Raw genomic sequence first — 20,465 nt, 5'->3', positions numbered from 1 at the left:
AGGGACGATCCAGGGCGTGCGGACATCGTTCCCGAGGACAGCAGTGTCGACAACAGCACCAACACCCAAACTGCTCAAAGTAGTTCTGGAGCCATCTTTCCCGCCGCATCTGCGCAGGAGCGCCGGATGCCGGCAAGGCATCGGCCAGCGTTCGCGCGCGTGCCGGATCGCCAGGCACCGGCCTGCCGTGGCGCTGCTCAGGGTACGGGGGGAGCGACGGGTTCGTCCGCGTAGCGCCAGATATTCACGTCGCGGCCGGATTCGCGGATGTGCTCGGTCCTGGCGGACAGGAAGCGCTGGAAGTTGGCCTCCCTGAGGTGTTCGCCCGACGCGACGTAATCGAACATGCCGAGGGTATGGAACACGCGGAAAGACGATTCCCAGCGGATGACTTCCTTGCCGGCAGGGTCGAACAGGACGATGCCGGGGGCGTAGTTGACGCCAAGCTGGCGCACCCAGTCGCGCACCGTCACGCGCTGGCCTTGCGGCGTTGTGATGAGGTCGCGCGACCACATGTCGAGCTGCACGTTGTCGAACCTGGCGATGAGCTCGCGGGTTTGCGGGTCGGCCAGCACGCGGCGATGCAGCACCTCGCAGTCGGGGCAGTCCTTCTGCTCGAAGAACACCGCGAGCGGCTTGGCCGCTTTGCCGCGGCGTCGCAGATCGGTGGCGTTTTTCAGGAAGAAGTCCTCCCCGATCATCTCGCCCGAGGCCTGTTTTTTGGGCACTTCGCGCGCGGCGACGAAATCGCGGAAGGCGACCCGGCTTTCATGGCGTCCGCCGACCCAGTCGAGCGCGGCCTGCATGCGTGCCGGCGGCACATAGCCGTTGAGCCGCAGGACGGTTTTGCCTGCTTCGTCGAAAAACAGCAGGCTGGGGGTGAACTGGATCTTCAGCGCCGCGCTGTAGCTCTTTTCCGTGTAAGGCTTGCCGTCCAGCCCGACGACCTCGCGGTCGCCCCAGATGTTGACCGCGACGACGTCGAACTTCTCCCTCATCGTGGCCTCGATCTCGCGCTGCGACAGATTGCGCTCCACCAGCGCCGAGCAATACGGGCAGCCGTCCTGGGTGAACATCAGGATGACGCGCTTGCCTTTTTTTCGCGCCTCGTCGATGTCTTCCCGCAGGTCCAGGAAGCTGGCCTTGAACCAGGCTGGATATTCGGTTGCCTTGCTGCCGTAGTAGGCGCCCACCCGGGCAGTTGGAGCCGGTTCCGCAGCCTGCACGGAAAAAGCCGCGAGCAAGCCCAGCACAGCAGGTAGAAAGCGTTTTATCATCATGAGGTTCTCCGTCCGTTGCCATCGGCATTGTCGATGGCAATCGCAGCAGGTGATCAGGCGGGCAGGCTCAATAGGTTAGACTTTCAAGTCAACAGGTGGCCGGAAATTCAGGCCTTGTTCCGTGCGTCGCCATCACTTTTCGGCCAAACAAACTTCAGACCGCGCCCCACCGTCATCGTTCTCGCTGTGCAGACATCCGCGAGGCGCGCGCATGCCGCATCGCCATTTCCGACCTGCCCCACACATTTAAAGGAGATCATGAATGGAAATACTTGCCACCTTGCAACAGGCCCTGGGCGACTGGCTGTGGCTGCTGGAAAGCACGCTCCATGTTGTGATCATTCTGGCGCTGACCTGGCTCCTGCTCAGGCTGTCGCGCAAGGGATTGGCGCGGCTGCGGACGCACATGCAGCAGGACCTCGGCGATCGCGAACGGATCAAGCGCCTGGATACGCTGGAACGCGTATTCCGCTATGTCGCCGCCGTGATCATCACGCTGGTCGGCGGCATGCTGGTGCTCTCCGCGGTCGGCATTTCCATCGCACCGATCCTGGCCACTGCCGGCGTGCTCGGCATCGCCGTCGGCTTCGGCGCGCAAAGCCTGGTCAAGGACTACTTCAACGGCTTCTTCCTGTTGCTGGAAAACCAGGTGCGCCAGGGCGACGTCGTGGAGGTGGCCGGCAAGGGCGGGCTGGTCGAGGAGATGACGCTGCGCTACATCCGCCTGCGCGACTACGAAGGCAGCGTGCATTACATCCCCAACGGCACCATCGACAGCGTCACCAACCGCAGTCGCGGCTTTGCCTTCGCGCTGCTCGACATCGGCGTGGCCTACCGCGAGGACGTCGACGAGGTCTATGCTGTGATGCGCGAGGTGGCCGCCGGCATGCGCAGCGACCCCGAACTGGGCGAGAAAATCGTGGAGGACCTCGAAATCGCCGGGGTCGACAACTGGGCGGATTCGGCAGTCGTCATCCGCTGCCGCTTCAAGGTCATGCCGCTCGAACAGTGGACGGTCCGCCGCGCATTCCTGTATCGCCTGAAAAAGGCCTTCGACGCCGCCGGCATCGAGATTCCCTATCCCCACCTCACCCTGTACGCCGGCCAGAACAAGGACGGCAGCGCACCGCCGCTGCGGGTGCTGCAGCAGGTCGCGACGGACTGAGCAACTGCACAGGCCTACCTAAGTTAAAGCGCGTTGACCCGGGGGAGGGGGGATGGTGTCCGACCCCATTGCCCTACCTCATTACCCTTGTCACTACCTTGATGCGCGCCGGACTAGAACAATGTTCGGTAGCGAACAGTTGCATGAGAAAAAGCGAAGTAAATTTGCAAACAGAGCTGTCATTCGACGACCATCTATTTAAGGAGTTGTTTTAAATGAAAAAGCACAATGGATTACTTATTTTAGGTATAACACTTGTGACGATTTTGATCGCTGGTTGCAATAAACCTACAGAAATGCCAGGCACACAACCGAGTGCAACTGAAGGAGCCCACATTAACGATAGTGACGTGAATCAGGCTGTCAGATCGGCGCTGGTTCAGGATGAAACCCTCAAGGGCTTTCACATCACCGCCGTGACCGCTAAAGGAGACGTCAAGCTCACAGGCGTTGTCGACAACCAGGGTCAAATTGACTATGCGGATAAATTAGTTCGTGACATTGATGGTGTTCATACCGTTCATAATCATTTGAGCATCAAAAAATAGGGGCGAAACGCGGAATAAACGGGGTCAGGAAAAAATGGGGTCTACCACTGAGGTTTCCCCACGAATCATGCGGCCATGGCGCGATTGATGGCTGCGCTCACCTGACTTCGCAGTTCATGCCGACAAGGCCCAAAATTCAATCTGGCCGGCGATGGTGCGTCGCTCGGCATGGGCTTGGGCGCGGGCCATTTCATACAGGGTGTCGTCGATACGGACGGGTACATGATTCACCTCGAAGCGAATTGCTACAAAAGTAGCAACGACTTTAGTCGAAAAAAATTGCCGTCCCGCCAGCGCTGAGCTGACTTTTACCCGGCGAAGTCCCAACACTAGGACAGCGCGCCACCGCTGCAACAGTGCAGCAGACCACCGTGCCCCCAGTGTGCCCGGCAGCAGGCTCAGCAGCACGCGGCCGCTGCCTCAGGCAGGCGCAGGCCGAGAATGGCCGCAGTGAGAATGCTGACGCTGCCTACCCCGCCCCAGCTGTCGGTGCGGCCACCGGTCAGCGCCCACCACGGCACGGCGAACAGAACGCTGCGCCAGAGTGCGGCAAGATAGCCGGGACGGAAGGCTTCACTCGGGCTGCACCTCTGTGGCTGCGTGGGGGGGATTGTTGAAGTGCACGCTTTCGGGGGCATTGGTGCCGCCGGTCATGACGAAGCTCATCGCTTCCTCCATCGTCCAGTCGGTCATCACCACGTTGGCCAGCGGCAGGATCTCGATGTAGCCCGAGGTCGGGTTGGGCGAGGTAGGAACGTAGACCACCGCCAGTTCCTGCCCGCTGTCGGCGTCTTTCATGACCTTGGTGATGAGGCCGACCGCTTTCATGTCCGGTGAGGGAAAGCTGATCAGCACCACCCGCTGCCCCGGTACCGGTGGCTTGCTGACGGTTTGCAGGAAGCGTTTGGTGGCGCCATAGATGGTCTGTACCAGCGGCAGGCGGCCGACCCAGTATTCGACGGTAGCGATGAGTTTTTTGCCAATCACGAACGTGGCGAACAGGCCGATCAGATACAGCAGGACCAGCGTGAACAGGGCTGCGAGCGCGTATTGCACGTCGGCATTCAGTAGCCAGGCCGCCAGGGTGTCGGAGAGCGGCCGCAGCAAATGCGCCAGCGCCCTGATGAAGGGCGCGCCAGCATGGGCCAGCAGGCCGAACAGGAAGTCGAACACCAGCCAGGTCACCCACAGTGGGGCGACGGTGAAGAAGCCGATCAGCAGATAGCGGAACAGGTGCGGCTTGCGGCGGGTCGGGGTTGTCATGCTGCTAAACAGGATGGCCGGCAACGAGTACGTCGCTGCTGCAATAGGCCAGCACATGCTTGGTGACGCTGCCGAGCAGCAATTCTTCCAGCGTCGACTGGCCGTGCTTGCCCATGGCGATGAGGTCAACGTCGAGCGACTGCTCGTGCTCGAGGATGCGCAGGGTCGGCGCACCATGCACCACGTGGCGCGTCAGTTGTCCCGCGGGAATGGACAACCGGGCGACGAACTGCGCCATCGAATAGAGTGCATCCTCGCGAGCTCGCGCCCGGTATTGATGGACCTGTTCGTCGGAGATGCCGGCGAAACGCAGGGTACTTTCGATATCGACTTCGTATGCGTGCAGCAAAATAATCTCGGCGTCGGGCAGCCAGCGGTGCGCGGTCTGCGCCGCGGCCACGGCATGGACCGAGAAGTCGACCGGCACCAGCACACGCCGATAGGCGCCTTGCGGGCGATGCTTGACCGCGAGTACGGGGCGGCGGGTTCTGCTCAGCACGCGCTCGGTGGTGGAGCCGAGCAGGAACTCGCGCACGAAATTTGCACCGCGCGCGCCCATCACCAGCAGGTCCGCCGGCAGTTCGTCGGCGAGGTCGGTGATGGCATCCAGCGCCGAGCCCAGGCTCAACCGGGTGTCGATCGGGCACGCGTACTGCGTGCTGAGGCGAGTCGCCAGCTCTGTCAGGGCCTGCTGCGTTTCGTCGGCGGCGCGTGCTTCCATCGCCGGTGCCTCGTCGCGCATCAGCCCGCGCAGCCGCGCCAGCATCGACGCACTGACGATGTGGGTCAAGGTGAGCTGCGTCCCTGGATGGGCTGCGGCAAGCTGCGCCGCGCGTTCCAGCGCATGACGCGCCGGGGCGGAAAAATCGGTGGCGGCGAGCAGGGAAAACGATGCAGTCATGATGAGGTCTCCTTGTTTTTTTCGGTCGATTCGGATGCTGAGACCAGGGAGAAGCCCGTTGGCCCGAGCAATATGCCGATCGCCCCCGGCACGGTGGTGACGATCGGGAACAGGGCGAATTTGTCAAAAGGCTGCGTCATCGTTGTGTGCGTGATCCTTCGTTTCGGTTGTCATGGCTGGCGGGCCAGAACCATGATGGCCGTCTTTACGGCCCCGGACAACACCGGGCGCGTTCGATTTCATGGCGCATCGACCAGATGGGTCGGGATCCGCAGGCCGACTTGCCTGATGCGACCGTCGACGATCGCTCGCACCACGAATTCCAGTTTGCCCAGCCGGACGCGGTCGCCGACCACGGGTACGCCGGGCAGCTTCATGGCGATAAACGCCTCCAGCGTCAGGTCTGACATTTCCGACGGCAAGGGCAGGCCGTATTGCGCCGCGACATTCGACATGATCGATTCGCCGTTCAGGATGAAATCGCCGTAGAACTGACGCTTACCGAGATAGGCGGGCGCGCGGGGCGTTGCCAGCAGATCGCCCAGCGCGGCGTTGTCCGCTTCATTTGCCACTACGTAGAGCGTATCCCCGACGGCCAGTTCGCCGGCTGCTTCAGGCACCAGCGCCAGGCCATCGCGCAATACGGTCAGCAGACGCGCCTCGCCGGGCAGGCGCATTGCGCTGGCGGGGCGGCCGATGAACTGGCCGTCCGCTTTCAGCCGGTATCCAAAAAAAGCATGGCCGCCGGCCGGGGCCGTCGCCAGATCGAAACGTTCGGTCGGCGTCGGCGCGGGCGGAACCTGCAGTCGCAGACGGCGGGCCAGGGCGGGGATGGTCCAGCCCTGCAGGGTCAGCGAAATCAGCACCACGAAGAAGGCGACATCGAGAATGAGCGCCGCCTCGGGCACGCCCGCCAGCAGCGGGAACAGCGCAAGAATGATGGGCACCGCGCCGCGCAACCCGACCCAGGCGATGAACACCTGTTCGCGCCACGGAAAATGAAACGGCAGCAGGCACAGCGCCACCGCCAGCGGCCGCGCGACGAACATCAGCACCAGTGCGATCGCCAGGGCGGAGGGGGCGTGCTCGAGCAGGCTGCTGGGGGAGGCGAGCAGGCCCAGCATGAGGAACATGGCAATCTGCGCCAGCCAGACCAGACCGTTGTGCACCTGCAGGATGTTGGTCGATTCGCGCGGGGCGCTGTTGCCCACCACCACGCCGGCCAGGTAGACGGCGAGGAAGCCGCTGCCGCCCAGCACCGTAGTGAGGCTGTATAGCGCAAGGCCGCCGGCGAGGACCAGCATGGGATACATGCCGCGCTCCAGCGGCAGGCGGTTGACCAGTCGCACCAGCAGCCAGCCGCCGCCGAGGCCGGCGACCAGTCCCATGCCCATTTGTTTGATGAGCAGACCGAGCGTTTCCCAGCCGGGCGTGCCTTGACCCGAAAGGATCAGCTCGATGAGGGCAATGGTGAGCAGCGCCGCCATCGGATCGTTGCTGCCGGACTCGATTTCCAGCGTGGCGGATACCCGCTGCTTCAGCGTCAAGCCCCTGGCGTGCAGCAGGGCGAACACCGCAGCGGCGTCGGTGGAGCCCACCACGGCGCCGACCAGCATGCCTTCGAGCAGACCGAAATCGAGCATCCAGGCGGCGAACAGACCAGTCACCACGCAGGTGACGAGCACGCCGACGGTGGCCAGCACGGATGCCGGGCGCAGGCCGGCGCGAAAACTGTCGGAACGGGTGTTGAGGCCACCGTCGAGCAGGATGATGGCGAGCGCCACGCTGCCCACGGTGTAGGCGATGCCGCTGTCGTCGAACAGGATGCCGCCCGGGCCATCTTCCCCGGCCAGCATGCCGACCGCCAGGAACACCAGCAACAGCGGCATGCCGATGCGGTACGACAGTGCACTGGCGAGGATGGCAAGCAGCAGCAGAATGGCGCCGGCGAGGACGAATTGATTGAGTAAATCCATGCGGCTTACCTCGGGCGCTGTCTGTCGCGCGGCCGGCGATGAAAGCGGTTCAGCAGGGCGAATTCGTAATCGATGCGGTTCATGTTTTTTTACGTAGAGAAGCGTGATTACTGCGGATTATGGCCTTTTCGAGTTCCACCCCGCCGTAGACGATGACGCCGAAAAGCAGAATGCGCCCCCACGTGGCCAGGTCGAGCGGGGTGGTGGCAAACAGCGTCTGCAGCAGGGGCAGGTAGGTGAATAGACCCTGCAGCACGACGAGGATGCCGATGGCGACCAGCACCGCCCGGTTGCCGAGCAGTCCCGACCAGCCGACCACTGGCGCGGTGAGGCGGCGGCAGTTGAACAGGTAGAAGATCTCGCCCATCACCAGGGCGTTGACTGCAGCGGTGCGTGCGGCGTCGAGCGGCATGCCGCGCTCGAGTTCCCACAGAAACAGGCCGAAGGATCCTGCCACCAGAAGCACCGACACGAACACGATGCGCCAAAGCATGAAGCGCGTCAGCAGCGGTTCGCGCGGGTTGCGCGGCGGCTGGCGCATGGCTTCGGGCTCGGGGCGCTCGAAGGCCAGCGCCAGCGCCAGCGTCACCGCCGTCACCATGTTGACCCACAGGATCTGCACCGGGGTGATCGGCAGGGCGATGCCGAGCAGGATCGCGATCAGTACCATGCCTGCCTCCGCAGCATTGGTGGGCAGAATGAAGACGACGGCTTTCTTCAGGTTGCCGTAGACGGTGCGGCCTTCCTCGACGGCGTGCGCGATCGACGCGAAGTTATCATCGGCCAGCACCATTTCCGCCGCTTCCTTGGCGGCCTCGGTGCCCTTCTGGCCCATCGCCACGCCGACGTCGGCGCGCCGCAGCGCCGGGGCGTCGTTGACGCCGTCGCCAGTCATCGCGGTGACGTGCCCCAGGCTTTGCAGGGCTTCGACCAGGCGCAGCTTATGTTCGGGGCTGGCGCGGGCAAAGATGTCGGTCTTCGCGACCAACTCGCGCAGCTGCGCGTCGTCGAGGGTCTCGATGTCGGCGCCGGTCACCGCACGCACCGCTTCTCCCAGCCCCAGCTGTTTGCCGATGGCCTGCGCGGTGGCGGCGTGGTCGCCGGTGATCATCTTGACCCGGATGCCGGCGGCGCGGCAGGTGGCGACCGCCTGGATCGCCTCCTCGCGCGGCGGGTCGGCCAGCCCCAGCACGGCGAGCAGGGTGAAGCCGCCGTTCTCGATGTCGTTGAAGTTCAGCGTCGTCGTGGTTTCGTGGCGTACCGCCAGCGCCAGAAGCCGCATGCCCCGGGCGGCGGCTTCCTCCATGCGCGCATGGAGGAAGCCGGGATCGAGCGGCGCCTCGCCGCCGGCGCTGCGCTGCGTCTCGCATAGTGCCAGCACCCGCTCCGGCGCGCCCTTGAGATAGATGAAGCCGCGCCCCGCATGGTCGTGGTTGAGCGTGGCCATGAAGCGGTGCTCGGATTCGAACGGAATGACGTCGCTGCGCGGCAGCGCCGCGCGGGTCTGGCGCGGGTCGAGCCCCGCCTTCAGCGCCAGAGTCAGAAGCGCGCCTTCGGTGGGGGCGCCGGTCAGTTGCCAGCCTTCTGCGGTGTCGTGCAGCTCGGCGTCGTTGCACAGGAAGGCGGCATGCGCCACTTCCCGCAGCAGCGGGTACCTTTCGGGATCGGCGCGTTCGCCTTCGCGGGTAAAGCCACCCTCGGGCGCGTAGCCGCTGCCCGACACCGCGAACACGCCATCGGCACCGATGACGGTCTGCACCGTCATTTCGTTGCGGGTCAGGGTGCCGGTCTTGTCCGAGCAGATGACGCTGACCGCGCCCAGTGTCTCCACCGCGGGCAGGCGGCGGATGATGGCGTTGCGCTTGGCCATGCGGGTGACGCCGATGGCGAGCGTGATGGTCATGATCGCCGGCAGGCCCTCGGGGATCGCCGCCACCGCCAGGCCTACCGCGGCGAGGAACATGTCGCTCGCCGGGTAGCCGCGGACCCACACGCCGAAGCCGAAGATCAGTGCCGACAGCAGCAGGATCACCCCTGCCAGCCACTGGCCGAAGCGCGTCATCAGTTTCAGCAGCGGCGTGGTGAGCTGCTCGACGCTTGCCAGCAGTGTGCTGATACGGCCCAGTTCGGTTGCGGTGCCGGTGGCCACCACCACGCCGGTGCCCTGGCCGTGGGTGACCAGGGTGCCTGACCATGCCATGCTGGCACGGTCGCCGAGCGCGGCATCGGTTTCGACCGGATCGACATGCTTGTCGACTGCGAGCGATTCGCCGGTCAGCGCAGCTTCCATCACCTGCAGGTTCTTGACACTGATCAGCCGGAGGTCGGCGGGCACGCGGTCGCCCGAGGCGAGATACACGATGTCGCCCGGCACCAGCTCCTCGGCGGGAATTTCGTGGCGCTCGCCGGCGCGGGTGACGGTGGCGTGCGGCGACAGCATGTCGCGGATCGCGTCGAGGGCCTCTTCGGCGTGGCCTTCCTGGATGAAGCCGATCACCGCGTTGACGATCACCACGCCAAAAATCACACCGGAATCGAGCCAGTGGCCGAGCAGCGCGGTGATGACCCCGGCCGCCAGCAGCACGTAGATCAGCACGTTGTGAAACTGCAGCAGCAGGCGCTGCCAGGCCGGCTGAGGCCGTGGCGGGGGCAGCCGGTTGGGGCCGAATTGCGCACGCCGCGCATCGATCTCGTCCGGGGACAGGCCTTCGCGCGGCGCTTCGAGTCGGGTCAGGGTGTCGCTGGCGGACAGGCTGTGCCAGCGCGGCGAATCTTCGTTGGCGAGCAAGCAATATCTCCGGTTCGGTCGACGTTCGGCTGGAATCGCAGTGAAACGCATTTCGAGAATGTGAAATTTGTGTCAGCGCCCCCTACAATACTGGCACACCTCAAAAACACGGATGCGCAATGCCGGGATTCGCTGTCGCGGGCGCGCCGTCGCAAGCTTTAAATCTTTTCGCCGCTGCTGTTGTGTGAAACCCCATGCTGCCGAAGATTTTCCGCCGTTTTCTTCCCGACCCGCAGACCCTGCGCGAACACCGCGCGCTGCGCTGGATGGGGCCTGTGCTGCATGACCGCCGCCTGTGGCATGCCAACCGGCGCGGGGTGGCCCTGGGTCTCGCCATCGGCGTTTTCTTCGGCCTGCTGATGCCGGTGGCGCAGATTTTTTTCGCGGCGGTGGCGGCGCTGCTGCTGCGCGCCAACATTCCGGCCGCGGTCGGCAGCACCCTGATTACCAACCCCATCACCTTCGCGCCGGTGTACTACGCGGCCTACCATCTGGGTGCCTGGATGCTGGGGCATGCCGATGTGGCGCTGGCCGCGGTCGATCTCGACCGTGTCGCGGCCAGAACCGAGACCGGGCTGGCGCTGTGGATGGACCGCCTGTACACCGTGGGGCCGCCGCTGGCGCTGGGCTTGCTGACGCTGGCGGCGAGTCTGTCGGTGCTGATCTATTTTGCCGTGCACTGGGCCTGGCGGCTGCGCATCGTGCGCGCCTGGCAGCGCCGCAAGGCGCGGCGACGCCAGCGCTGAGGCAGGCCGGCAAGCACCAGCTTGCCTCAGCGCGTTCCTGGCCGCTGCTGGTCAAAAGCGCAAATTCGGCAATACTTGCAGCTCGACACGTACATTTCCTGCATGCAGATTCGTGCAGCCCGTGCGTAATTTGCTGCATGCGTTTGCAACGCCCCCATCGATCTGGAGCCGCATTCCCTACCCGCCATGCAGGACCTGACCGTCATCTGGCTTTCGCTGCTTGCCTGCCTCGCCGTGATCGGTGTGGCGGGCGTCAGGCTTTCGCGCTATGGCGACATCATTGCCGAGAAAAGCGGGCTCAGCCGCGGCTGGGTGGGCCTGATCCTGCTGGCCACGGTGACCTCGCTGCCGGAACTGGTCACCGGCCTGTCTGCCGTGGCAGTCGCCAACGTGCCGGACATCGCCGTGGGCGACATCATGGGCAGTTGCGTGTTCAACCTGCTCATCATCGTGCTGCTCGATTTCCTCTACCGCAAGGAATCCGTCTACACGCGTGCGCGCCAGGGCAACGTGCTGGCTGCCGGCTACGGCATCGCCCTGATCGGTTTCGCCGGATTCAACCTGCTGCTCTATCGCGCAGGCGCCATGCCCTCCCTCGGCCACGTCGGCCTCTATACGCCCGTCATTCTGCTGCTGTATCTGCTGGCCATGCGCTCGCTCTACCGTTACGAGAAGACGCAAATTAGTGAGTACGTGGAAGATCGCGTCGAGCTTCATCCCGATATGAGTTTGAAACAGGCGGTGCAAGGCTACGTCTTGGCCGCGGTTGCGGTGATGGCGGCCGGCATCTGGCTGCCCTTTATCGCCAGGGATCTGGCAGTAGTGATGGCATGGGAACAAAGCTTCGTGGGAACGCTGTTTGTCGCGGCAATCACCTCGGCTCCCGAAGTCGTGGTCACGGTGGCCGCACTGCGCATGGGCGCGGTCGATCTGGCCATCGGCAACCTGTTCGGCAGCAATCTGTTCAATATCGCCATCCTTGCCATCGACGATCTGGCCTACCTGCCTGGCCCCCTGTTGGCCGATGTCTCCCTCACCCATGCCACCTCCGCCTTTTCCGCCATGATGATGAGCGGACTGGCCGTGGTCGGCCTGGTGCTGCGGCCCGCATCGCGCGTGCTGCGCACGGTCAGCTGGATCAGCCTGCTGTTGCTGGTCATTTATTTGTTGAACACATGGTTCCTTTATCTGTATGGCTGATCGCGCCGAAAAACCCCAGCCCCACTGGCACTGCCTGAGCAGCGCGGAAGCCGCCACCCGCCTCGACAGCGACCCGCACCGGGGGTTGTCCACCGAGACGGCCGCAGCCGGCCTGACCCAATTCGGCCCCAACATGCTGCGGGAAACCGGCCGGCGCCACCCACTCGCCATGCTGGCTGCGCAGTTCACCGACTTCATGATCCTGGTGCTGATCGCTGCCGCGGTCATCGCCGGCGTGATCGGCGAACCGCAGGACAGCATCGCCATCGTGGTCATCGTGTTGCTCAACGGCATCCTGGGCTTCGTCCAGGAGTACCGCGCCGAGCGCGCAATGGCCGCGTTGAAGCAGATGGCCGCGCCGATGGCGAGCGTGATCCGCGATGGCAAGGTCCACCAGATCCCGGCGGCCGAGCTGATTCCGGGCGATATCGTCAAACTGGAAGCCGGCAACATCGTGCCGGCCGATCTGCGCCTGCTGGAACTGGCTTCGCTCAAGGTGAACGAATCCGCGCTGACCGGCGAATCGCAGGCGGTCGAGAAACGGGAGGTGCAACTCGAGGAAGCCGAACTGCCGCTAGGCGACCGCCTCAACCTGGCCTACAAGGGAACGGTCGTGACCTACGGCCGCGCGCGCGGCCTGGTGGTGGCGACCGGGATGAAGACCGAGCTGGGGAAAATCGCCACGCTGCTGTCCGGCGAATCCGGCAAGACGCCGCTGCAGAAGCGGCTGGCGCGCTTCGGTCAGCATCTGGCGCTGGTGGTACTGGCGATCTGCGCCATCATTTTCGTCGCCGGCTGGCTGCGCGGCGAGCCGCCGCTGCTGATGCTGCTCACCGCGATCAGCCTGGCCGTCGCCGCCATCCCCGAGGCGCTGCCGGCGGTGGTCACCATTTCGCTCGCGCTGGGGGCGGCGCGTCTGGCCAGGCAGAACGCGCTGATCCGCCGCCTGCCCGCGGTGGAAACGCTCGGCTCGGTCACCTATATCTGCTCCGACAAGACGGGTACGCTGACGCAGAACCAGATGCAGGTCGACCGCGTGCTGGCCGCGGGCGAAACCCGTTCCGGGCTGCAAGGCGCCGAGGGCGCGCCGTGGTGCGAACTGGGGCTCGCCATGGCGCTGTGCAACGACGCTGCGGCGGACGCGGCTGGCATTCTGACCGGCGACCCCACCGAGACCGCACTGCTCGACGCTGCGCAGGCTGTCGGGTTCGACAAGGCCGCGCTGCAGCAGTCGCTGCCGCGCGTGGCGGAGCTTCCCTTCGATTCCGAACGCGCCCGCATGAGCACGCTGCATCGCGACGGCGAGACGGTGTTGATGCTGGTCAAGGGCGCGCCCGAGGGCGTGTTGCCCTTGTGTATCGACCAGCTTGCCGCAGAGGGCACGATGGCCCTCGATCAAACCGCGCTGCAGGACCAGGCCGAACAGCTGGCCGCGCAGGGCCTGCGCGTGCTGGCTTTCGCGCTGAAGCGACTGCCGGCGGTGCCGGACGCGCTCGATGCCGCCACGCTGGAGGCCGGGCTCAGCTTCATCGGGCTGGCCGGCCTGATCGATCCGCCGCGTCCCGAGGCGGCCGAAGCGGTGGCCGCGTGCAAGACGGCCGGCATCATTCCGGTGATGATCACCGGCGACCACCCCGCCACCGCGCGCGCGATCGCGGAGCGGCTGGGCATCATCGAGGACGGCGGCCGCGTGCTCACCGGCAGCGAGCTGGCGCAATTGAGCCAGGAGGAATTCGAGCGCGAGGTGAAATCGGTGCGGGTCTACGCCCGCATCAATCCCGAGCAAAAGATCAAGATCGTGCGGGCGCTGCAGGATCAGGGCGAGTTCGTTGCCATGACCGGCGACGGCGTCAACGACGCACCGGCGCTGAAGATGGCCGACATCGGCGTCGCCATGGGCAAGGGCGGCACCGACGTCGCGCGCGAGGCCGCGCACATGACGCTGCTGGACGACAACTTCGCCACCATCGTCCATGCGGTGCGCGAAGGCCGCCGCATCTTCGACAACATCCGCAAGTTCGTCAAATACACCATGACGAGCAACTCGGGCGAGATCTGGACCATCTTCCTCGCACCCTTTCTCGGCCTGCCGATTCCGCTGCTGCCGATTCACATTTTGTGGATCAACCTGGTCACCGACGGCCTGCCGGGGCTCGCGCTGGCCAGCGAGCGCGCCGAGCGCAACCTCATGCAGCGGCCGCCGCGGCCGCCCAGGGAAAGCATTTTCGCCCACGGCATGTGGCAGCATATGCTGTGGGTCGGTCTCTTGATGGGCGGGGTGTCGCTGCTGACGCAGGCGTGGGCGATTCACGTCGGTTCCGCGCACTGGCAGAGCATGGTGTTCACGGTGCTGACGCTGTCGCAGCTGGGCCATGTGCTGGCGATCCGCTCCGAGCGCGAATCGCTGTTCACTCAGGGCGTGCTGTCCAACCGGCTGCTGATCGGCGCGCTGCTGCTGACCTTCGCCCTGCAGATGGCGGTGCTCTTTGTGCCTTGGCTGAATGCCATCTTCAAGACTGAGCCCCTGAGCCTGGGCGAACTGGCCATGTGCCTGGCGCTGTCCTCGGTGGTGTTTTTCGGTGTCGAGATCGAAAAGGCGCTGGTGCGGCGCGGCTGGCTGTACGCCAATCCGTAACGGCTCCCCCGCGTCATCCAGGTCAAGCCATGACCTGCCGCCACAGCGTCCTCACCGTGCCGTACACGCTTGCCATGTCGGATGGCGGTACCCGCGCATACTCCGCGCCGCTGAGCTTGATCGCGTGCTGCTGGCGGCGCAGTTCCCGGTAGGCATCGGCGGCGGCCTGCGCGAGGTCGGCGGGAATCAGTCCGGCCGCGCCCGCGCGCAGCAAGAGCGCGATGTTGCCGACGTTGTCGGCGAGTTCGGGATGCGCGTGGCAATGCCGCAGTACCAGGTACTGCACGCAGAATTCGACGTCGACGATGCCGCCGCTGTCGTGCTTGAGGTCGAACAGTTCACTGTGGTTGACATGGCCGGCGTGCATCTTTTCGCGCATCGCCAGCACTTCTTCGCGCAGCTTGCCGGCGTCGCGCGGCGCGGCGAGTACCTCGCGGCGCAGGGTCTCGAAGGCTGTGCCGATCGCCGCATCGCCGCAGACGAAGCGCGCGCGCGTCAGCGCCTGGTGTTCCCAGGTCCAGGCGTGATGCAGCTGGTAGTTGCGGAACGCCTCGACCGAGCTGACCAGCAGGCCCGAGGCGCCGTCCGGGCGCAGGCGCAGGTCGGTCTCGTAGAGAATCCCCGCCGGGGTGAGGGTGCCGAGCCAGGTGTTGATGCGCTGCGTCAGCCGCGCGTAGATTTCCTGCGCGCGCTCGGCGTCGTCGTCGTAGAGGAACACCAGGTCGAGGTCGGAGGCGTAGCCGAGTTCCTTGCCACCGAGCTTGCCGTAGCCGATCACGGCGAAGCGCGGGGTGTCGCGGTGGCGCGTCTTCAGTCCGGCCCAGCAGCGGTCGAGTGTCTCGGCAAGCAGCGTATCGGCGAGAAATGACAGATGATCCGACAGCGCTTCCAGCGTCAGCCGGCCGGCCACGTCCTGCGCCAGCAGACGCAGCGTCTGCACCTGCTTGAAGCGGCGCAGCGCATCCAACTGCGCTTCGGTATCGTCAGGATAGGCGTCGAGTTCGTCGCGCAATTGCACGGCAAGCTGCGCCCAGTCGGGGACGCTCATCAGGGATTGCGGCGCGATCAGTTCGTCCAGCAATTGCGGCTGCAGCGTCAGCACTTGCGCCGCCCATGGACTCGCCGCCAGGAGGCGCACCAGCTGCCGCAACGCCGCCGGATATTCGGCCAGCAGCGCCAGGTAGGTGGCGCGGCGCGAGATGGCCTGGATCAGCGCGGCAAAGCGTTCCAGCGTGGCGGCCGGATCGGGCTGGCTGCCGATGACTTCGAGCGCGGGCGGCAAGAGCGCATTGAGCCTGAGCTGCGTCGATTCGGCCAGCCGCGCGGTGTGCTGGCGCAGCGCGTCAAGCGTGGCCAGCACCCGCTCCGGATCGTCGTAGCCGGCGTTTTCCAGCAGCGCGCGGGTGGATTCGGCATCGGCCGTGCCGCAGCACACGGCGGTCAGCGGGTGGCTTATCTGGTCGGTTTGCGGCGCGGCGAACATCTGCTCGAAATGGCGCGTAACCTTGTTGCGATGGCGCTCGAGCGCGGCGATCAGTGTGGCATAGTCGGGGAAATCCATCGCCTCGGCGAGCATCGCCTGCGATTCGGCATCTTCCGGCAACTGCTGGGTTTGCGCGTCGTCCAGGTATTGCAGCCGGTGTTCCAGCCGCCGCAGGAAATCGTAGGCGGCGGCAAGTTCCTGCTGTGCGTCGGCCGCCATCAGGCCGCTTTTCACCAGCTCGCCCAGCACCGTCAGCGTCGGCCGCTGTTGCAGCGCGGCGATGCGGCCGCCGCGGATGAGCTGGTACACCTGCGCGGTGAATTCGATCTCGCGGATACCGCCCGGCCCCAGCTTGATGTTGTCGGCCATCTCGCGGCGCGCGACCTCGCGCCGGATCTGCACGTGGAGGGCGCGGATCGCGGCGAACGCGCCGAAGTCGAGGTATTTGCGGAATACGAAGGGCCGCACGATTGCCATCAGTTCGTCGTGGCGGCTGCCGGTGAGCGGGCGCGCCTTGATCCATGCGTAGCGTTCCCACGGCCGCCCCTGCGCGACCAAGTAGTCCTCCAGCATCGCAAAGCCCATGGTGAACGGGCCGGAATCCCCCCACGGGCGCAGCCGCAGGTCGACGCGGAATACGTAGCCGTCGGCGGTGGCTTCCGACAGCGCGGCCGTCAGCTTGCGTCCGAGGCGGACGAAGAACTCGTGGTTGCTGATCGATTTGATTGCGGCGGCAGCATCATCGGCTGCGGTGTCGCCTTCCTCGGGGTAGAGGTAGATGAGGTCGATGTCGGACGACACGTTGAGCTCACCGCCGCCGAGCTTGCCCATGCCGACGACGATCATCTGTTGCGGCTGGCCGTGTTCGTCGCGTGGCTCGCCGTGGCGCGCAGCGAGTACGGCATGATGGAAGTCGAGCGCGGCCGCGAGGCAGACCTCGGCCAGCGTGCTCCAGGTGGCCGTCACCTCGGCCAGATCGGCGCTGCCCGCCAGATCGCGCGCGGTGGCGACCCACCACACGCGCTGGCGTAGCTGTCGCAGGCGTCGATGCAGCGCGGCTTCGTCGGCGCACGGCGGTTCGGCGAGAACGGCCTGCATCGCTTCGCGGGCGAAGGCCTGGTCGAGTTGTCCGGCCACGGCCTCGGCCAGTTGGGGGTGTGCCGCCAGCAGGTGGCGGCCATAGCGGGAACAGCGGACAACACGGTCGAGTGCGGAATGGCTCATGGCTTGGATCGGGCGGCTTGAATTGGGCTGCTATGAATTAGGCGCGTTGAATTAGAATTGTGCGGTTATCAAACACTTTATCAGTGGAGAGACCGTATGGCTTCTATCGAATCGATTCTGAGCGAAACCCGCGTGTTCCCGCCTGCGGACGCCTTCGTCAAGCAGGCCAACGTGTCCGGTATGGAAGCGTATCAAGCCCTGTGCCGTCAGGCCGAAACCGACTACGAGGGCTTCTGGGCGGAGCAGGCGCGCCGGACGATCGACTGGAAAAAGCCGTTCACCCGCACCCTGGACGAGTCGAAGGCGCCGTTCTACAAATGGTTCGAAGACGGTGAACTCAACGTTTCCTACAACTGCCTGGACCGCCATCTGGCGACCCGCGGCGACAAGACCGCGCTGATTTTCGAGGCCGACGACGGCGCGGTGACGAAAGTCACCTACAAGGAATTGCACGCGCGCGTCTGCCAGTTCGCCAACGGCCTGCAGTCGCTCGGCGTGGAAAAGGGCGACCGCGTGATCGTCTACATGCCGATGAGCATCGAGGCGGTGGTGGCGATGCAGGCCTGCGTGCGCATCGGCGCCATCCACTCGGTGGTGTTCGGCGGATTTTCCGCCAAAAGCCTGTTCGAGCGCATCGAGGATGCCAAGGCCAAGCTGGTCATCACCGCCGACGAATCGATGCGTGGCGGCAAGGCGGTGCCGCTGAAGCGCGCGGTCGACGAGGCGCTGGCGATGGGCGACACCTCGTGTGTCGAACGCGTGATCGTGTATCGTCGCTCCGGCGGCACGGTCAACTGGCGCGCGCGCGACCTGTGGTGGCACGAGCTGGTGCAGACCCAGGCCGACACCTGCGAGCCGGTGTGGGTCTCCGCCGAGCATCCACTGTTCATCCTCTTCACTTCAGGCTCGACCGGCAAGCCCAAGGGCGTGCAGCATTCCACCGGCGGCTATCTACTCGGCGCCATCCTCTCCATGGAGTGGGTGTTCGACGCCAAGCCGGATAGCGACGTCTACTGGTGCACCGCCGACGTCGGCTGGGTGACCGGCCACACCTTCGTCACCTACGGCCCGCTGGCGCTCGGCATGACCGAAGTCATTTTCGAGGGCATCCCCACCTATCCACATGCGGGGCGTTTCTGGGAAACCGTCGCCAAGCACAAGGTCACCACCTTCTACACGGCGCCGACCGCCATCCGCAGCCTGATCAAGCTCGGCTCCCATGAGCCGGCCAAGTTCGACCTGTCTTCGCTGCGTCTGCTCGGCTCGGTGGGCGAGCCGATCAACCCTGAGGCCTGGATGTGGTATCACCAGGTCATCGGCGGCGGCCGCTGCCCGGTCGTCGACACCTGGTGGCAGACCGAAACCGGCGCTCACATGATCGCTCCGCTGCCCGGCGCGGTGCCGACCAAGCCCGGTTCGTGCACCCTGCCGCTACCCGGCATCATGGCGGCAATCACCGACGAACACGGTGGTCCGGTGGAAAAGGGTCACGGCGGCTATCTGGTGATCCAACGTCCTTTCCCGTCGCAACTGCGTACCCTGTGGGGCGATCCGGAGCGCTTCAAAAAAACCTATTTCCCGGAAGAGCTCGGTGGCAAGACCTATCTCGCCGGCGACTCGGCACACCGCGACAGCGACGGCTATTTCTGGATCATGGGCCGCATCGACGACGTGCTGAACGTGTCCGGGCATCGTTTGGGCACCATGGAAATCGAATCCGCGCTGGTGTCCAGCCCGCGCGTGGCCGAAGCCGCCGTGGTGGGGCGCCCGCACGACATCAAGGGCGAGGCGGTGGTGGCCTACGTAGTGTTGAAAGGCGCGCGCCCCGTTGGTGAGGACGCCCGCAAGATTGCCATCGAGTTGCGCGAGTGGGTGAGCAAGGAAATCGGCCCGATCGCCAAGCCGGACGAAATCCGCTTCGGCGACAACCTGCCCAAGACCCGTTCCGGCAAGATCATGCGCCGCCTGCTGCGCGCGATCGCCAAGGGCGAGGAAATCACCCAGGACATCTCCACCCTGGAAAACCCGGCGATTCTGGAGCAGCTGAAGGAAGCAGTGAAATAAACGGCGTGAGGGGAGGGGAAAAGTGGTTCAATCCATGCCTTTGTCTTCCCGCGCGTGCCACGCATGCCATTAGCTGGAATCGGTAGCCATTCAACCATCAACCACGAAAGAAAATCATGTCTCATTACCATGCCGTCGTCTGGCTCGACCACAACGAAGCCAACGTCATGCACATCAGTCCGGATGACGTTGAAAAATCAGTGGTGAGCCCGGCCACGCCGCATCGCAATCTCCACCGCAAGCGGGGCTCGGTCAGCGGCAGTCGCCAGCCCGAAGACCAGAATTACTATCACGAGGTCGTGGAAGCCCTCGCCGGCGCCGCGGAAATCCTGATTGTGGGGCCTGGTCAGGCCAAGCTCGGGCTGATCAAGCATATCCATTCCCACGATCAAGGCGTCTCCGATAAAGTGATCGGGGTGGAAACCGTGGATCATCCGAGCGACGCCCAACTGGTCGCGTTTGCCCGCAAGTATTTCGTGGCCAAGGACAGGATGCTGTCGCAATGATTGCATGATGCCCTTCTCAAGGGGCATTGCTTCTTGTATTGTCAGCAGCCTGAGCGCCGGTTCCCCGGCGCTTTTTTATGCCCGCTTCAGGGCGGCGGCGGTGTTCACCAGTTCCAGCACCAGGTCATGCAGCCGCGTCGGCGATTTCAACGCACCGTTTTCTTCGTCGAATGCCTTGTCGGCGCCGGGCAGCGAGAACTGGCCGGACAGCACCAGCACACCGAGCGTGTTGAGGATCTGCCGCAGGTGCGGCAGCATGCGCATGCCGCCGAACTGGCCCGGCGAGGCGGCCATGATGGCCGCCACCTTGTTCTGGTACGGCACCAGCCCCGATTCGCCCTGCCATTCGCGCGACACCCAGTCGATCGTATTTTTAAGGAGCGGCGGAATCGAGCTGTTGTATTCCGGGCTGGCGATCAGGAAGGCGTCGTGGCTCTTGAACAGCGCTTTCAGGCGCAGCGCATTGTCGGGCAGGCCGTCCTTGTCTTCGAGGTCGCCGTTGTAGAGCGGTAGCGGATAGTCCGCCAGATCGATCAGGGTGACGTTGCCGCCCGCGGCCCGGGTGGCGTCCACGGACGCCTGGATCAGCCTGCGGTTCCAGGCGTCGCGGCGAATGCTGCCGGAAAAGGCGAGAATCTTGGGCATGGCGTGTCCTTGCGTTGGAAAGGGGTGATTGTATCGGTCTT

At 64.9% G+C, this 20,465-nt stretch carries 17 protein-coding genes; 7 read left to right on the top strand and 10 right to left on the bottom strand.

The genetic code is table 11. The features are described from left to right. Positions 1-197: 197 nt before the first annotated feature. Positions 198-1,280 carry a thioredoxin family protein gene (locus ACZ41T_RS05635; RefSeq protein ID WP_464923498.1) on the bottom strand — a complete coding sequence of 361 codons (1,083 nt, stop codon included), beginning with the start codon at positions 1,278-1,280 and terminating at the stop codon, positions 198-200. A 262-nt stretch (positions 1,281-1,542) separates the two neighbouring features. On the opposite strand from ACZ41T_RS05635, the gene ACZ41T_RS05630 reads away from it, so the two are divergent. Continuing rightward, on the top strand, positions 1,543-2,445 hold the full coding sequence (locus ACZ41T_RS05630; RefSeq protein WP_464923497.1) for a mechanosensitive ion channel family protein: 903 nt from the start codon (positions 1,543-1,545) through the stop codon (positions 2,443-2,445). A gap of 215 nt (positions 2,446-2,660) precedes the next feature. Further along, positions 2,661-2,993: a BON domain-containing protein gene (locus ACZ41T_RS05625; RefSeq protein WP_464923496.1), complete on the top strand. Its 333-nt coding sequence runs from the start codon at positions 2,661-2,663 to the stop codon at positions 2,991-2,993. 114 nt (positions 2,994-3,107) lie between these two features. On the opposite strand, the gene ACZ41T_RS05620 is transcribed toward ACZ41T_RS05625, so the two are convergent. The 7 genes from ACZ41T_RS05620 to ACZ41T_RS05590 all read right to left on the bottom strand — a co-directional run bounded on the left by ACZ41T_RS05620 (position 3,108) and on the right by ACZ41T_RS05590 (position 9,921). Continuing rightward, positions 3,108-3,401 (bottom strand): TA system antitoxin ParD family protein, encoded by a 294-nt coding sequence (locus ACZ41T_RS05620; protein WP_464923495.1) that lies wholly within the window; start codon positions 3,399-3,401, stop codon positions 3,108-3,110. Then, positions 3,392-3,514 carry a hypothetical protein gene (locus ACZ41T_RS05615; RefSeq protein ID WP_464923494.1) on the bottom strand — a complete coding sequence of 41 codons (123 nt, stop codon included), beginning with the start codon at positions 3,512-3,514 and terminating at the stop codon, positions 3,392-3,394. Before ACZ41T_RS05615 ends, ACZ41T_RS05620 begins: the two co-directional genes overlap by 10 nt. 52 nt (positions 3,515-3,566) lie before the next feature. After that, positions 3,567-4,256, bottom strand: a complete 690-nt coding sequence (locus ACZ41T_RS05610) for a DUF502 domain-containing protein (RefSeq protein ID WP_464923493.1) — start codon at positions 4,254-4,256, stop codon at positions 3,567-3,569. 4 nt (positions 4,257-4,260) lie between these two features. Next, a complete protein-coding gene (locus tag ACZ41T_RS05605) occupies positions 4,261-5,157 on the bottom strand; it encodes a universal stress protein (RefSeq protein WP_464923492.1) in 897 nt (298 codons plus the stop codon). After that, complete coding sequence (locus ACZ41T_RS05600) at positions 5,154-5,297, bottom strand: hypothetical protein (RefSeq protein ID WP_464923491.1); 144 nt, start codon at positions 5,295-5,297, stop codon at positions 5,154-5,156. Before ACZ41T_RS05600 ends, ACZ41T_RS05605 begins: the two co-directional genes overlap by 4 nt. Positions 5,298-5,396: 99 nt before the next feature. Further along, positions 5,397-7,133: a potassium/proton antiporter gene (locus ACZ41T_RS05595; RefSeq protein ID WP_464923490.1), complete on the bottom strand. Its 1,737-nt coding sequence runs from the start codon at positions 7,131-7,133 to the stop codon at positions 5,397-5,399. Between the two features lie 79 nt (positions 7,134-7,212). Then, a complete protein-coding gene (locus ACZ41T_RS05590) occupies positions 7,213-9,921 on the bottom strand; it encodes a cation-transporting P-type ATPase (protein WP_464923489.1) in 2,709 nt (902 codons plus the stop codon). 194 nt (positions 9,922-10,115) lie between these two features. Here ACZ41T_RS05590 and ACZ41T_RS05585 point away from each other — a divergent pair, with 194 nt between their 5' ends. From ACZ41T_RS05585 to ACZ41T_RS05575, 3 genes are all read left to right on the top strand, one after another. Then, entirely contained in the window at positions 10,116-10,667 is a 552-nt protein-coding gene (locus ACZ41T_RS05585; RefSeq protein ID WP_464923488.1) for a DUF2062 domain-containing protein, read from the top strand. Positions 10,668-10,853: 186 nt separating this feature from the next. Continuing rightward, the gene (locus tag ACZ41T_RS05580; protein WP_464923487.1) at positions 10,854-11,867 is read left to right on the top strand and encodes a sodium:calcium antiporter; all 1,014 of its coding nucleotides are present in this window, start codon (positions 10,854-10,856) and stop codon (positions 11,865-11,867) included. Then, positions 11,860-14,502, top strand: a complete 2,643-nt coding sequence (locus tag ACZ41T_RS05575; RefSeq protein WP_464923486.1) for a cation-translocating P-type ATPase — start codon at positions 11,860-11,862, stop codon at positions 14,500-14,502. The genes ACZ41T_RS05580 and ACZ41T_RS05575 overlap by 8 nt, the downstream gene beginning before the upstream one ends. 22 nt (positions 14,503-14,524) lie before the next feature. Here the strand turns inward: ACZ41T_RS05575 and glnE are convergent, their stop codons facing one another. Next, a complete protein-coding gene (glnE, locus tag ACZ41T_RS05570; RefSeq protein WP_464923485.1) occupies positions 14,525-17,209 on the bottom strand; it encodes a bifunctional [glutamate--ammonia ligase]-adenylyl-L-tyrosine phosphorylase/[glutamate--ammonia-ligase] adenylyltransferase in 2,685 nt (894 codons plus the stop codon). A 96-nt stretch (positions 17,210-17,305) separates the two neighbouring features. Here glnE and acs point away from each other — a divergent pair, with 96 nt between their 5' ends. Then, positions 17,306-19,273, top strand: coding sequence for an acetate--CoA ligase (gene acs, locus ACZ41T_RS05565; protein WP_464923484.1), 1,968 nt, complete (start codon positions 17,306-17,308; stop codon positions 19,271-19,273). 116 nt (positions 19,274-19,389) lie between these two features. Beyond that, entirely contained in the window at positions 19,390-19,779 is a 390-nt protein-coding gene (locus ACZ41T_RS05560) for a translational machinery protein (RefSeq protein WP_464923483.1), read from the top strand. Between the two features lie 75 nt (positions 19,780-19,854). Here ACZ41T_RS05560 and ACZ41T_RS05555 read toward each other — a convergent pair whose 3' ends face one another. Next, a complete protein-coding gene (locus ACZ41T_RS05555) occupies positions 19,855-20,424 on the bottom strand; it encodes an NADPH-dependent FMN reductase (RefSeq protein ID WP_464923482.1) in 570 nt (189 codons plus the stop codon). Positions 20,425-20,465 lie beyond the last annotated feature (41 nt).

The organism is Thiobacillus thiophilus, from assembly GCF_055378705.1.
This window is presented reverse-complemented; position numbering and strand designations above follow the sequence as displayed.